The organism is Enterobacter sp. EGD-HP1, from assembly GCF_000733275.2.
In the GTDB taxonomy this organism is placed as follows: domain Bacteria; phylum Pseudomonadota; class Gammaproteobacteria; order Enterobacterales; family Enterobacteriaceae; genus Enterobacter.
On sequence record NZ_AVOP01000012.1, the window covers coordinates 150,057 to 163,646 of the forward strand.

At 53.8% G+C, this 13,590-nt stretch carries 14 protein-coding genes; 6 read left to right on the forward strand and 8 right to left on the reverse strand.

Features of this window, described 5'->3' with window-relative positions:
• Nucleotides 1-28 precede the first annotated feature (28 nt).
• Together N037_RS09790 and N037_RS09795 are read right to left on the reverse strand one after the other, a co-directional pair.
• Complete coding sequence (locus N037_RS09790) at nucleotides 29-478, reverse strand: hypothetical protein (protein WP_023333403.1); 450 nt, start codon at nucleotides 476-478, stop codon at nucleotides 29-31.
• 1 nt (nucleotide 479) lies between these two features.
• Nucleotides 480-884 carry a hypothetical protein gene (locus N037_RS09795; protein WP_023333402.1) on the reverse strand — a complete coding sequence of 135 codons (405 nt, stop codon included), beginning with the start codon at nucleotides 882-884 and terminating at the stop codon, nucleotides 480-482.
• A gap of 103 nt (nucleotides 885-987) precedes the next feature.
• Here N037_RS09795 and N037_RS09800 point away from each other — a divergent pair, with 103 nt between their 5' ends.
• Together N037_RS09800 and N037_RS09805 are read left to right on the forward strand one after the other, a co-directional pair.
• On the forward strand, nucleotides 988-1,491 hold the full coding sequence (locus N037_RS09800) for an ESA_00282 family adhesion-associated protein (protein WP_023333401.1): 504 nt from the start codon (nucleotides 988-990) through the stop codon (nucleotides 1,489-1,491).
• An 81-nt stretch (nucleotides 1,492-1,572) separates the two neighbouring features.
• The gene (locus N037_RS09805; protein WP_032640589.1) at nucleotides 1,573-2,061 is read left to right on the forward strand and encodes a TIGR00645 family protein; all 489 of its coding nucleotides are present in this window, start codon (nucleotides 1,573-1,575) and stop codon (nucleotides 2,059-2,061) included.
• 92 nt (nucleotides 2,062-2,153) lie between these two features.
• On the opposite strand, the gene N037_RS09810 is transcribed toward N037_RS09805, so the two are convergent.
• Together N037_RS09810 and N037_RS09815 are read right to left on the reverse strand one after the other, a co-directional pair.
• Nucleotides 2,154-3,194, reverse strand: coding sequence for an aldo/keto reductase (locus tag N037_RS09810; RefSeq protein ID WP_032640591.1), 1,041 nt, complete (start codon nucleotides 3,192-3,194; stop codon nucleotides 2,154-2,156).
• A gap of 181 nt (nucleotides 3,195-3,375) precedes the next feature.
• Complete coding sequence (locus tag N037_RS09815) at nucleotides 3,376-5,796, reverse strand: autotransporter outer membrane beta-barrel domain-containing protein (RefSeq protein ID WP_231686683.1); 2,421 nt, start codon at nucleotides 5,794-5,796, stop codon at nucleotides 3,376-3,378.
• A gap of 676 nt (nucleotides 5,797-6,472) precedes the next feature.
• Here N037_RS09815 and N037_RS09820 point away from each other — a divergent pair.
• Together N037_RS09820 and N037_RS09825 are read left to right on the forward strand one after the other, a co-directional pair.
• Nucleotides 6,473-8,020: a methyl-accepting chemotaxis protein gene (locus N037_RS09820; protein ID WP_023333397.1), complete on the forward strand. Its 1,548-nt coding sequence runs from the start codon at nucleotides 6,473-6,475 to the stop codon at nucleotides 8,018-8,020.
• Nucleotides 8,021-8,148: 128 nt separating this feature from the next.
• Nucleotides 8,149-8,403 carry a hypothetical protein gene (locus N037_RS09825; RefSeq protein ID WP_032640596.1) on the forward strand — a complete coding sequence of 85 codons (255 nt, stop codon included), beginning with the start codon at nucleotides 8,149-8,151 and terminating at the stop codon, nucleotides 8,401-8,403.
• Between the two features lie 123 nt (nucleotides 8,404-8,526).
• On the opposite strand, the gene N037_RS09830 is transcribed toward N037_RS09825, so the two are convergent.
• The 4 genes from N037_RS09830 to yghU form a co-directional block, all read right to left on the reverse strand.
• Entirely contained in the window at nucleotides 8,527-8,853 is a 327-nt protein-coding gene (locus tag N037_RS09830; RefSeq protein ID WP_032640599.1) for a helix-turn-helix domain-containing transcriptional regulator, read from the reverse strand.
• 12 nt (nucleotides 8,854-8,865) lie between these two features.
• Complete coding sequence (locus N037_RS09835) at nucleotides 8,866-9,198, reverse strand: type II toxin-antitoxin system RelE/ParE family toxin (protein ID WP_032640601.1); 333 nt, start codon at nucleotides 9,196-9,198, stop codon at nucleotides 8,866-8,868.
• Between the two features lie 193 nt (nucleotides 9,199-9,391).
• A complete protein-coding gene (locus N037_RS09840) occupies nucleotides 9,392-9,724 on the reverse strand; it encodes a glycine zipper domain-containing protein (RefSeq protein ID WP_023333387.1) in 333 nt (110 codons plus the stop codon).
• A 160-nt stretch (nucleotides 9,725-9,884) separates the two neighbouring features.
• Complete coding sequence (gene yghU, locus N037_RS09845; protein WP_023333386.1) at nucleotides 9,885-10,751, reverse strand: glutathione-dependent disulfide-bond oxidoreductase; 867 nt, start codon at nucleotides 10,749-10,751, stop codon at nucleotides 9,885-9,887.
• Between the two features lie 245 nt (nucleotides 10,752-10,996).
• Between yghU and N037_RS09850 the strand changes: the two genes are divergently transcribed.
• Nucleotides 10,997-12,586, forward strand: coding sequence for an ABC transporter substrate-binding protein (locus tag N037_RS09850; protein WP_032640603.1), 1,590 nt, complete (start codon nucleotides 10,997-10,999; stop codon nucleotides 12,584-12,586).
• A 45-nt stretch (nucleotides 12,587-12,631) separates the two neighbouring features.
• Nucleotides 12,632-13,585 carry an ABC transporter permease gene (locus N037_RS09855; RefSeq protein ID WP_010435561.1) on the forward strand — a complete coding sequence of 318 codons (954 nt, stop codon included), beginning with the start codon at nucleotides 12,632-12,634 and terminating at the stop codon, nucleotides 13,583-13,585.
• The last annotated feature ends 5 nt before the right edge of the window (nucleotides 13,586-13,590 follow it).

The window sequence follows — 13,590 nt, forward strand, 5'->3', positions numbered from 1 at the left end:
AAAGCCGGCTTTTTTTATGCCTGTCGGTTTATGCGTTTTTACTCTCCGTCTGTGCGGTAGAGGGGGTGGCCAGCGCGTCCTCATCAAGCGCCACGCAGGTGACGTTAGAAGTACGGTACTCGCCGTCTGACAGTTTACGCGTCAGGCGCAGGGTGGCGATTTCTCTGGCAAGCAGATACTGGTAATTGGCCTCAAGACGTCCGAGAAGCTTCTCTTTCAGTTCTGGCCGCTGTTCCATGATGGCGTTCATCACGGCACCGTAAATTTCTTCTTTGACCTGTAGCGGATAAATTTCACGGCGATTCTGCCATTTCAGACGAACCAGCGTCGCCGGGATCGATACCAGGTCTTGCGTAATACGCGTCATCTCGTCATTTTTAGTGTTTCTCAGCGCGTCGAGATTTTGCTTTAAGATAAATTGATCGCTTTTTTTATCATCTAAAGTCAAATAAACGTCGTTGTTTTTAACTTCTTTCACGTTAATCTTCCCCCAGGCTATAAAAAATAGGGTTGTTTTTTTCGCGCGTAATTAAATTAAGCCAAATTTCATTGCCCGCTTCATTAATTTCTTCGGTTTTCTCTGCCAATATTTGACTTAGTTTCTGGGCATCTATTTCGCCCTCGGCCTGCAGGTCATTCAGCAGGTGGACAAAGGCTTCAATTTTTATGGCGCGAAATAAGCGGTCTTTTATATGGCGATCGTGCTCTTCCAGCAACATATTTCGGGATTTGCCAGTTCGGGAAACACCAATTAATATATCGGGCTCGAAATCGGAGAGCTTTCTTTTCCCCTGAGTGAAACTGGCCTCTTTTTCCGCTTCCGTCGGTTGCTGTTCCACAGGCGTAATGTGGTACTTAGCCGGGACGAGATAGTCGGGCAGCATTTTTAATTTCCTTTAATTTCAACAGGGTGGGGTTGGTAAAGGCGTGAGATTCGTTGACAATATCATGAGGCAAATTTAAAATCAAAAAAAATGGAGCCTACCCATGAACAGCATCTTTTTTACGGTCATCACATTACTATTACTGACCGCTGGTGTTCTTTTATTGATGCAGGAGTTCAATAAAACGAAAGTGTCGAAAGACGCCAGTGAACCCCCGCAACCTGAACTGATGACAAAAGAGGAAGGTGAAGACCATTTCTCTGTATTGATGAACTCCGTTACGCCTGTCTGGTACTGGCGGGTGAACCACGAATATATCGACTTTTTACACGCGACAATTAAACGCATGAAAATGTCGGAAATTAATGATACGCCCGGACTGTTTGAGGCGCAGCGTCGCTGCAGCGACCTGAATTCAGCAGTGTATAAATATTATGACAATATCAAAAAGCGCTGCCTAAACGGCGAGAAGGTATCTTATTCCGATCTGGACGTATTAAATTTGCGGCAGTGTTTTCGCGAGTTCAGCCTGGAAGCCTATCCTGAGCTGGTGGCGCTTGTCTGGCCAGAGTTCGCGCGTCCTGAGGTGAACCCGGACAACGTCTGAGTGAGGTACTGTTGAGTTATTGTAAACAGTCAGCGCCGTTGAGATATACTGGGCGCTGGTTTCTTTTGCAAACAGGACTTTATGGAACGCTTTTTTGAAAATGCCATGTACGCCTCTCGCTGGATACTGGCCCCCGTCTATTTTGGCCTTTCGCTGGCACTTGTCGCGCTGACGATTAAGTTCTTTCAGGAAATCCTGCACGTTCTGCCGAACATTTTTTCCATTGCCCAGGCGGATTTGATTCTGGTTCTGCTGTCGCTGGTGGATATGACCCTGGTGGGCGGGCTGCTGGTGATGGTGATGTTCTCCGGCTACGAGAATTTTGTCTCCCAGCTTGATATCGACGAGCGTAAAGAGAAGCTCAGCTGGCTGGGCAAAATGGATGCTTCTTCGCTGAAGAATAAAGTGGCCGCGTCGATTGTGGCGATCTCCTCAATCCACCTGCTGCGCGTGTTCATGGACGCGAAGAACGTGCCGGATAACAAACTGATGTGGTACGTCATCATCCACCTGACGTTTGTGCTGTCTGCGTTTGTGATGGGGTATCTGGATAAGATCAGTAAGAAGTAATTCCCCTCACCCTAACCCTCTCCCACAGGGAGAGGGAATAGTTAGCTCCCTCTCCCTGTGGGAGAGGGCCGGGGTGAGGGCAACAGATCGCACTATTTATCAGACGATGCCTGCCACAGATTCAACTCCCCATCCGCAACATGCTGGTCAATCCGCTTGAGTTCGTCGTCCGTAAAGCGCAGGTTGTCCAGCGCCCGAACGTTCTCCTCAATCTGTTCCGGACGGCTTGCGCCAATCAGCACGGACGTCACGCGCGTATCTTTCAGCAGCCAGCTTAGCGCCATCTGTGCCATCGTCTGACCGCGAGCGTGCGCCATCTCATTCAGCAAACGCAGACTGCTCAGGTTGGCGTCGGTCAGCATCTTCTGCGTCAGGCCGCGCGCTTTATTCCCTTCGCGCTGCATGCGTGAACCTTCAGGAATACCGTTCAGGTATTTTCCGGTCAGTAGCCCCTGCGCCAGCGGGGTAAAGGCGATACATCCCGTACCGTTTGCTTCCAGCGTATCCAGCAAGCCGGTCTTATCGACCCAGCGGTTAAGCAGGTTATAGGACGGCTGGTGGATCAGCAGCGGGATCTTCCACTCGCGCAGTAGCTCGGTCATTTTTTGGGTGCGCTCGGTCGAGTAGGAGGAAATGCCCACATACAGCGCTTTTCCGCTCTGCACGGCGTGGGCCAGCGCAGCGGCCGTCTCTTCCATCGGCGTGTTTTCATCCACGCGGTGGGAGTAGAAAATATCCACGTATTCGACGCCCAGACGCTTCAGGCTCTGGTCGAGGCTGGCGAGCAGATATTTGCGTGAACCGCCCGAACCGTAAGGCCCTGGCCACATGTCGTAACCCGCCTTGGTGGAGATAATTAGCTCGTCGCGGTGCGCGGCAAAATCCTCACGCAGCAGGCGGCCGAAATTCTCTTCCGCGCTACCCGGCGGTGGTCCGTAGTTATTGGCGAGATCGAAATGGGTGATGCCTAAGTCGAAGGCTTTTTGCAGCAGCGCGCGCTGGGCGTCAAGAGGCTGGACGTGGCCGAAGCTATGCCACAGCCCAAGCGACAGCGCGGGCAGGCGAAGGCCGCTCTTGCCGCAGTGGCGGTATTGCATGTTCTCGTAGCGGTCAGGGGCAGGGTACCAGGACATGATGTCTCCTTTTCTTATCGATGAATTTTTGAAACGGCGTTTTCATTCTGTCCTTATCAAAACACAAATCCCGGGGAGAAGCGATGGCAGAACTCCCTGCCAGCCATTTTCCTCGGGATGCGTCAGACGTTGCGTTCCGCATTGCCCGGTACACGCTGGTCACCGGGCAATCAGACGACAATCAGAAGCTATAGCTCATACCCGCCTGCACGCTGGCATCGTTATCCACATCACCCGTACCGACATACACGCCGGTGGTCAGGGTAAAGTTATGGGCAATGGTGGCATTGATGCCTGCCCCAAAGATGCCCATGGAGTTGTTGTGGCCAGAGGTATTGTGATAATCCGCCGCCTGAATGTCGGTGTTATCGCTGAACTCTTTCTGGAAGCGCGCGTCAATCCACGGCATCACCTTCACGTTCTTGTTCAAATCGCGAAGGGTGGTGGTGAGCCTCACGCCAGCGCCACTGTTCCAGGAAGAGACCTGGCTGTCGGCAAAGGTCACAGCACTATCAGAGAAGCCGTTTGCTTTGGTCTGATCCCAGCCTAACGTGGCGTAAGGCTGCAGCAGCGTTTCGCCCGGCAGCAGCACATTGACGCCGGTACGGGCTTGCGCCATATACAGGCTGCCATCGGTGGAGCCGTTCAGCGCTTCCGTCATGCCGCTGGTATCGCCCGTCACGTTGTTGGCAGACAGCGAATAACGCATATCGCCGTAGCTGAAGCTGCCGTCTGCAAACAGACCCCAGGTTCGGCCGTTCAGCGCCTGCTGCCAGCCGCCATACAGGCTGTAGTAGTTACCGTAAACACTGTCTTTGAAGCTATCCGCACCGTCGCTGGTGTCCTGCACGCGGCTGCGCGTCCACGCCAGCGCGATACCGCCGGTCACGCTGTCGCCGTTATTCAGATGCGCCGTCCAGTCTACGCCGCCCTGCGCACCCTGAGTGATGCTTTTATAGTCGACATCGTTGCTGAAATTCCCGTTCTGATAAAGGAAATCTCCCCACACCTGCGCGCCGTCCTGCTGCTCTCCCAGCAGGTTCGCCAGATGCACCTGGTTCATATGGTTGCTAATATCATCAGCCACCTGATGACCGGCTTGTTCAGCTCCATCCAGACCAGCAACCAGCCCCTGAACGTCGCTTGCGAGATTGCCCCTTTGGCTATTGAATTCAATATTCCAGTTCTGACTATTATCGGCTGCCAGCATCGTCTGCGGCGCGCCGTCGGCAGCAACAATATCCAGGCTATTGTCGTAGTTATAGGCTCCGCTGCGGCTCTCAACATTCTGCTGGCCGTTGGTAAAACTTGCTGCGGCATAATTTTCTGGGGCGCTGCTGCCTGAAGTGGTGAACGTACCCAGAATAACGTTACGTTGATTCAGTGCTGACGGGGTGATGCTATTCACAATGACTGCGTTATTGGCGCCGGTAATATTACCGAAATTCACATAGCTGTCGGTGCTCATGGTAACCAGCGCATTGCTGCCGGTGGTGGTGGCAGTCAGGGTTGAACCGTTTTGCAAACTCCAGCTGGTTGCATCGTTAATTTTATCAATGGCAATACTGTTATCGCTGGTGGTATTCACCGTTTCAAACTGGCTTATTTGTCCGGAGACGGAACTGCCCGCATCCATTGAAAGGGTATCGCTACCGTCACCGCCGTTAACATTGCCATTTACATGTGAATCATTGGTCAGCACGACCGTATCATCACCTGCACCCGTTGTTATATCACCGTTGACGGTTGCATTGTTTTGCAGCGTGATGGTGCTGCTGCCCTTATTCTGGCTGGTATTTATCTCGCCATTCACGGTACTGTTATCCACCAGAACGGAATTTGCGGAATTGCCCTCGACGGTCACATTACCATTTACAACGCTGTTATTCGTCAGTGAGATACGGGTGGAACCGTTTTCGTTAATGGCCCCAATGTCTCCGGCGATCGTGCTGTTATTCAGCGCCAGCGAATCGGCCTTCGTTCCGTACATCGCGATGGCGACATCGCCAAAGGCATCCAGGTTGATGTCGCTGAAGGGCTTGTATTCGCTCAGCTTTACCGCCAGCGTGTCGATGTTCTGCGCGATTTCGCTCTGCGAGGCATCCACGGAAGCGTTAGTCAGCGTAATACTGGTATCAGATTTATCGCTACCTGCGTAAATACCGCCCTTATCCATCGTGCTGTCGCTGATGGCAATATTTTGCGCACCGGCCCCCGCGCTGAGAATACTGCCGTGTAGTACGCTGCCGTTCTCAACGTTCACGGTGTGGTAGCCTTTATCCATCGGGTCGAGGTAAATGGCTGAACCCATCATATAGGCTTTCTTTCCCTCGTAGCTTCCGGCGTCATTTTCGCCATTCAGCGTGGCACCATCGATGGTCACCGTCGTATTGGTGGTTGCGCCAGTATTGCCCACTTCGATCATATCGGCGGTGGCGCCGTTATTCAGCGTAATATTAGCCGTGCCCCCGTTGCTGCCCTGAATATAATGGCCGGACATATCGGTGCCGGAAACGGTCAATGACTGGGTATCCCCTGATTCACGGCTTCCATCCATAAATATATTATTTGCGGTGGTGTCGGCCATAATGGCATTAGTCACGCCGGGCTCCTGATAGAAACTATTATCTTTGTACTTCGATAAACCGCAGGTCTGCGATGTCACGCCGGGCTGGCAGGGCGTGGCGGGCGTGGCGGCAGCCTGGGCACCAAATGAGGTTAAAGCTACTAAAACACATTGTGAAAGCAACGTACGATTCATTAATTTGCGCATTTGAAGTTCTCTGGATGAGTCGAAAATTGTCCGGCTCTTTTTAAATGAATTTATTTAAAATAAGAACTTTCTTAGTGGCTGGGGATGTAATGAAATCTAAGAATATATCCCGCGCAATAACTGACGTTTAAATAATTAAACCTGATTAATAAATTTTAATTAATTCATTCGGTAAATGTTTTGGAATGATTTGCATACAAATTAAAGGGTTTCTTGACTGTATGTGCGGTACTTTGACCGTCTCATTCACTGGGATATTAACCCTTTCGGGTTATGTGGTTAATTGATTGTTTGTCTGTTTTACATTTCGACGGCTGGTGAAATATTAAAACACGTATTGTGCAGAGAGATTTTCCCCGCAGCGATTATCCTTTTCCAGCGATCGGTAGGGTAGTGAAGATTTTTATAAAATTACGCGCGAAAGATTATACCTTCGTCACTTCCTGCCGATAACGAGAGTAGTACTCGCCTCTGGGCGAACTCACCCTCACGGCAAGGAAGACTTATGAATATGCTCCGTAATTTCACGATCCGCTTCGTCATGCTGACGATTCTCGGGATCTTTTGTTTAATGTGGGCGGGTGTTGGCTTGTACAGCACCTGGTCCCTTTCCCGCGTTTCTGATGGCAACGACGTGGATCGCCAGCTGGTTAAACAGATGACGGTGCTCAGCCAGGGCAACGATCAGTATTTCCGCTTTGTGACCCGTCTGAGCCGCGCCATGGAAGTTAAAGCCGCAGGCGGCACGCCGGATCTGGCCTCTGCCCAACAGGCGCTGGATAACATGGGTAAGAAACTGGCCGAGATGAAAGCGATCTCTCCTGGCCCGATGGATGAGCAGATCTCTTCCCGGGTGATCGGCACCTGGCAGGCGCTGCTTGAACAGGGCGTTACGCCGCAGATGCAGCAGGCAAAGCAGGGGGCTCTGGAGGGGTATCGCCAGCAGGCCAACAACGTTACGCCACCGCTGAGCCGCGCGTTCGGTGCGGCTGCCGAGGCGTTCAACAATGCCGCCGCGAAATCGCTCGATAGCACCCGCGTGGTGGTGGACGGCCTGACCAGCATGACCCGCACGGTGATAATCGTCGCCACGATTATCGGCCTGCTGATCCTGCTCTTCACCGACCGTTACCTGGTGGCGATGCTGGTCAAACCGCTGGACCGCATTCGCCAGCAGTTCCGCCAGATTGCCCAGGGCGATCTCAGCCAGCCCATTGAGCCGTTTGGCCGCAACTGCGTGGGACAGCTGGTGCCGCTGCTGAGCGCCATGCAGGACAGCCTGCGCGAAGCGGTCAGCACGATTCGCTCCGGCAGTGAAAATATCTGGCGCGGCGCGACGGAAATCTCCAGCGGTAACAACGATCTCTCTTCCCGTACCGAAGAGCAGGCGGCTGCGCTGGAAGAGACGGCAGCCAGCATGGAACAGCTGACCGCCACGGTGAAGCTGAACGCGGAAAGCGCGCGCCAGGCAAGCCAGCTGGCAGATGTGGCCTCAACCACCGCCAGCCGCGGCGGCTCGCTGGTGGAAGAGGTGGTGACCACCATGAGCGGAATTTCGGAAAGCTCGAAGAAAATTGCTGAAATCACTAACGTTATCAACAGCATTGCCTTCCAGACTAACATTCTGGCGCTTAACGCGGCGGTTGAAGCGGCGCGCGCGGGCGAACAGGGTCGTGGTTTCGCGGTAGTGGCAGGTGAAGTTCGCAATCTGGCAAGCCGCAGCGCCAACGCGGCCAAAGAGATTGAGGGGCTGATTACCGATTCCGTTTCCCGCGTAGAGCAGGGGGCGAAGCTGGTAGGCGATACCGGCACCACCATGGATGCGATTTTGCGCGACGTAACGGAAGTGACGACCATCATGAAGCAAATCGCTTCCGCCTCTGAGGAGCAAAGCAAGGGCATTTCGCAGGTCGGGATTGCCATTACGCAGATGGATGGCGTCACTCAGCAAAACGCCTCGCTGGTGGAGGAAGTTTCCGCGGCGGCAGCCGCGCTGGAGCGCCAGACGGAAGATCTTCAGCGCTCGGTGCAGAAGTTCCGCCTGACGGCATAACGCAACGTTGCAAGGCCGCGTTTTGCGGCCTTGAATTATTAAAGCCTTCCCCCTTCAGCGCGCGCTGAAACTGCTATTCTTTTGCTAACCCCCCTGACGTTCTGGGCTCTCTTCTATGAGGTGTTGCTATGAACAGATCGTTATCCGTTATCCCTGTTCTCTCTTTCATTTTTCTGATGCTGTTCTCGGTTTTTGCCAGTGCGACCCAGCAGGCGCAGGAACGGCGCGTGGCACGTGATGTCAGGCAGGAAACCCGCGACACGTCACGGCAGGTGAAGCAGGCCTGCGTCGCGAATAATAACCAGAGCAATCACGACTGCCGTCAGGACAAGCGTCAGATGAAACAGTCCGGAAGACAAAAAGCGCGGGACATTAAGTATTAATGCAACTGGTGAGGCGGCATGCAGGCATGTCTCTTACCACCTATTTCCAATAGCGTTTCAGTATGACGATCGTCATTGATGCTTCGTCCGGCTAGCACTTTCGGGCATGTTTTGACGTGCGTCTCACGCTGGTGCGTTTAACCCTGCAGCTGCAATTCGGGAAATCGGGTATCCGGTTGCAGATGCTACTTCTGCGATACGCTTAAATGAGGGGTTGCCGTTTGGTGAGAGTGATTTGTAGAGTGATTCGCGGGAAATACCTGCGCGTTTTGCAATGACGGTCATCCCGCCAGAGGCTTCAATGACATGCCGTAAAGCCAGCATGAACGCCTCATAGCCTCCGGGCTCGTCAATTTCAATGAAAGCCTGATGAAGATATACGGGCGCGAAATCTGGAGAATCTTTCAGGAGCTGTACCATTGCGTCATCATGTAGTACTGATTTAGCCATTACGATTTCCTCTTATATTCTGCGCTTGTAGTCGTTGAGGTACTCAACGGCCCTTTCAATATCTGCATTTTGCATTTTTTTCGTTCCAGTCAATAACACCAGACTCACTGTGCCATCTGCCGGATCGGAGACTTCGCTGAAATAGACACGGTAACCCGGCCCCTGGTTAATTCTGAGCTCTGAAACGCTCTCTCTGCATGGCTTGCAATCACCATAGTTACCCGTTGACATTCTGGCGACACGCGTAGCAATCATGGCTTTTGCTATGGGATCTTTCACACTTCTCAGATATGCATCAAAAGGATCGTACCCGTCAGATGTGATGTAGTGTTTAACCTTAGCCATTATTGTAGCCTGTAGTTTACGATAAGCAAATGCATTGTAATCTTCAGGCTACGATAGGCAATTATTCACTGAGTTGCGACACAGGGGAAGATGTGATTTCTGAAAGCGGATCGCAAAAATTTGAGACCTTGTGCGGAGGGATTACTGCATAACAACGAGGCCGGGCTCGTAGAGTGCCGCCCGGCGAAGTATATCAGTGCGTCGCTTCACCAATCAGCGCGCCTGTACCTGCACCAACGGCCGCACCTTTCAGCACGCTCTTACCGGTAACCGCCGCGGCACCTGCGCCCACGGCAGCACCTACCGCACCCCCTTTACGCGCGGCTTTACCTTTCTCGCCGTTTTTGAACATGGCGCCGGTTCCTGCGCCCACGACGGCGCCGCCAACGGTCGATTTCAGATCTTTGCCCGTGGCCGCGCCAATGGCAGCGCCTGCTACCGCGCCAGCGGCGGTTTTGTCGATGGCCATTCCCGAGGTGGAAAAAATGAGGGCGCTGATAACCAGAGTTGTTTTAATAAGTTTCATAACAGATCCTTTGTGACTGCTGTCGATTGAGACGTCATTTCTCACTCTCTGACGCGAGAAAAACGCCCAGATAGTGCCAGCAATACCGACTCAACCTTTAAGCTAATCATGCCCTGGATAAGGATCTCTGCTGCCGGGCGGCGAACCACCCGGCGGAACATTACGCCTGACGCTTGTCTTCCGTATTTGTCTCGAAGTCGCTCGCCGCGTGGCGTTCGTGAAGCTGCTCGTTCAGCTCGCCGCTGGTACGGTTAACGATGCGTCCGCGCTTAACGGCATGGCGATTCGCCACGTCTTTCGCCCAGCGCTGCACGTTGGTGTACTTCTCTGCGTCGAGGAACTCGGCGGCGTTATAAACGCTACCCAGCGCCACGCAGCCGAACCACGGCCAGATGGCAATATCCGCGATGGTGTACTCCTCACCCGCGACGTAACGCCCCCGCGCCAGCTGTTTATCCAGCACGTCGAACAGGCGTTTGGCTTCCATGGTGAAGCGGTCAATCGCGTACTCAATTTTCACCGGGGCATAGTTGTAGAAGTGGCCAAAACCACCGCCGAGGAACGGCGCCGCGCCCTGCAGCCAGAACAGCCAGTTCAGCGTCTCGGTGCGTCCCGCCGGATCTTTCGGCAGGAAGTGACCGAACTTCTCTGCCAGGTAGAGCAGGATATTGCCGGATTCAAAGACGCGCGTTGGCGGGTTCGTGGAGTGGTCGCGAAGTGCCGGAATTTTCGAGTTCGGGTTGACGTCAACAAAGCCGCTGGAGAACTGGTCGCCCTCGCCGATGCGGATCAACCATGCGTCATACTCCGCGCCCGTCACGCCCAGCGCCAGCAGCTCTTCGAGCATGATCGTCACTTTCTGGCCGTTCGGCGTACCGAGAGAGTAAAGCTGCAGCGGGTGCGAACCGACTGGCAAATCTTTCTCATGCGTTGCGCCGGAGATCGGGCGGTTAATATTGGCGAACGCGCCGCCGCCATTCTTTTTCCATTCCCACACTTTCGGTGGCTGATACGTGTTGTCTGACATGTTGGTCTGCCTTTTGAGTGATGTGTTGAGGCAGTGTAGCAGGAGATTTGTGAAGCGTTTAACCAACTGAGCGTAATCGATCTGCCGCTATTCCTTCCGGCGCTTATATATATCAAATCCGGCATAAGCTTAATCGAAAATCGCATTTTCATAATTAATGCGTAAACCGATAAAGCTGAATATGATGCTTCAACATAAATAAAAGATGCAGTAATAAACACTTTATAAGGCAAGGAGTTAGTGAGATGCGCAAGCTTCTGTTATCGGCAGTGGTCGTTTCGCTCGCGTTAGGCCTGGCGGGCTGTGATGATGCGAAAAATAAAGAGACAAACAGTGTGGCTGCGGCAAAAAGCGACGCGCCAAAAGAGGGCGGTTCGCTGATTATCGGTATTACCTCCGGCGACCCGTTAGCCGTGAATCCGCTCTATGCCAGTGACCGTACGACGTTAACCATCATGCAGGCGCTTTATGCCCCGCTCTATAGCTTCAACAACGGTAAGATCGAGTGGGGCCTGGCGGAAAGCCTGACGCCCTCTGCCGACAACCTGAGCTATACCCTGACGTTAAAACCCAACCTCAAATGGCAGGACGGACAGCCGCTGACGGCGGATGACGTGGTCTTCACCTTCAATAAGCTGCTGGATGCCAAACAGCACAGCTTCTTCCGCAGCATGTTCACCTACAGCGACAAGCCGGTACAGGTGAGCAAGGTGGATGAGCGCACCGTGAAGTTCACCCTACCGCAGGTCAGCGCGGCCTTTACCGGAACGCTGGTGCAGATCTACCCGATCCCTCAGCACGTGTTCGCCGGTGAAGGTGACCTGGAAAAGAGCACCAAAAACGATGCGCCGGTCGGCTCCGGGCCGTTCAAATTCAAAGAGTACCGCGCCGGGCAGTATTACGCCCTGACCCGTTTTGACGATTACTGGAACGGAAAAGCGAAGCTTGATTCGGTCACCTACCGTTTCGCCAAAGACAGCAACGCCGCCAACCTGGCGCTGCAAAACGGGGAAATCAACCTGAAGATGGTTGACCCGCAGGATGTGAACCGCCTGAAAAATACCGGTAAGTTTGACTTCGTGGTCTATCCGGAAGGCCGTCTGGCCTATATGACGTTCAACCAGAACGTGCCGGTGATGAAGAGTAAAGAACTGCGTCAGGCCATTGCTTACGCCATCAACAAGGACGAGCTGACCCAGACCGCGTTTACCTCGCTGGACTACGCTAAACCGGCGACCTCGTTCCTGACGCCAGATACGCTTTACAAGACGGATGACGTCGAGCAGTACAAGTTCGATCTGCAAAAAGCCAAAGAGCTGCTGAAGACGTCCGGCGCGCCGGACAACCTCAAGCTGCGCCTGGCATATGTGAACACCAACAAAACCCAGGAGAGCATGGCGCTTTATATTCAGCAGGCGCTGAAGGGCATTGGGGTGAACGTGGAGCTGATGCCGCTGGACTCCAACGCCATGTCTCAGCGCAGCCTTGATATGAACAACACCGCGTGGGAGCTGAACCTGGGCGGCTACATCATGGGCTCCGAGCCGGACGGTTACAAATCGCTGTTCATGAGCAACGAAGCCTATAACTACGCGCATTACAAAAATCCGCAGTTTGATGCTCTGTGGGATAAAGGCGCAGTGGAAACCGACGCCGCGAAACGTGCCGATATCTACAAGCAAATTCAGCAGACCGTAGCGAACGACATGACGTACTACCCGATTGCCTACACCAATGCGACCGTCGCGGTGGACAAGCGCTTCGGCGGCACCCAGGAGGCAGAGCCGAAACCGGTCTATCTGTTCCAGGATCTGTCAAAAATCTATCAGAAATAAGTGATTGCCCCGGCCGTCAGGTCGGGGCTTTTGAAAGGGCACGTCGTGAACACACTCCTCACGCGTCGGCTGCTGCAGCTGCTGCCGATGCTGTTCTTTATTTCACTGGTGGCGTTTTTGCTGGTCAAGCTCGCGCCAGGCGATCCGGTGGCGGCGTACATTACGCCGCGCATGGCTCCGGAAGATATCGAACGTATTCGCCAGAGCCTGGGGCTGGATAAGCCGCTGGTCACGCAGTACGTTCTGTGGCTGAAAAACGTCCTGCAGGGCGATCTCGGCTATTCGCTGATTTACCACCGCCCGGTGCTGGAGATGATCGGCGAACGCATTCCGGCCACGCTGGGGCTGATGGGCGCGTCGCTGCTGATGGCGATCGTGCTGGCGATCCCGCTGGGCCTGCTGGCGGGGGCATTTAAGCACCGCTGGCTGGATCACCTCCTGAACCTGTTCGCCTATATCGGCATCTCGGTGCCGATATTCTGGTTCGGCATTTTGCTCATCACCGTGTTTGCCGTGCAGCTTAACTGGTTCCCCAGCATGGGGATGCGCACCATCGGCATGGAGGACAACGGCCTGGACCTGCTGCGTCACGGCGTGCTGCCGTGTATTGCACTTACGTTCTATAACCTCTCCAGCTACGTGCGCTACATTCGCTCCAACACCATCTCGCAGCTCTCGGCCGACTACGTACAGACCCAGCTTGCTTACGGCGCCACGCGTTCCAGCATTCTGTTCCGCCACGTGCTGAAAAACGTGCTGCTGCCGGTGATTACCCTGTTCGGCCTGTCGTTCGGTGAGCTGATTGTGGGGGCCTATGTGACGGAAAGCGTCTTCTCCTGGCCGGGGATGGGGCTGCTCGGGATCCAGTCGATCGCCTCGCTGGACTACCCGCTGATCATGGCGATCATCATGCTCTCGTCGATGATGCTGATCGTCGGTAACCTGATCGCCGATGTGCTTTATCGCTTCGCCGATCCCCGCATTCGTACGCTGAGGTAACCCGG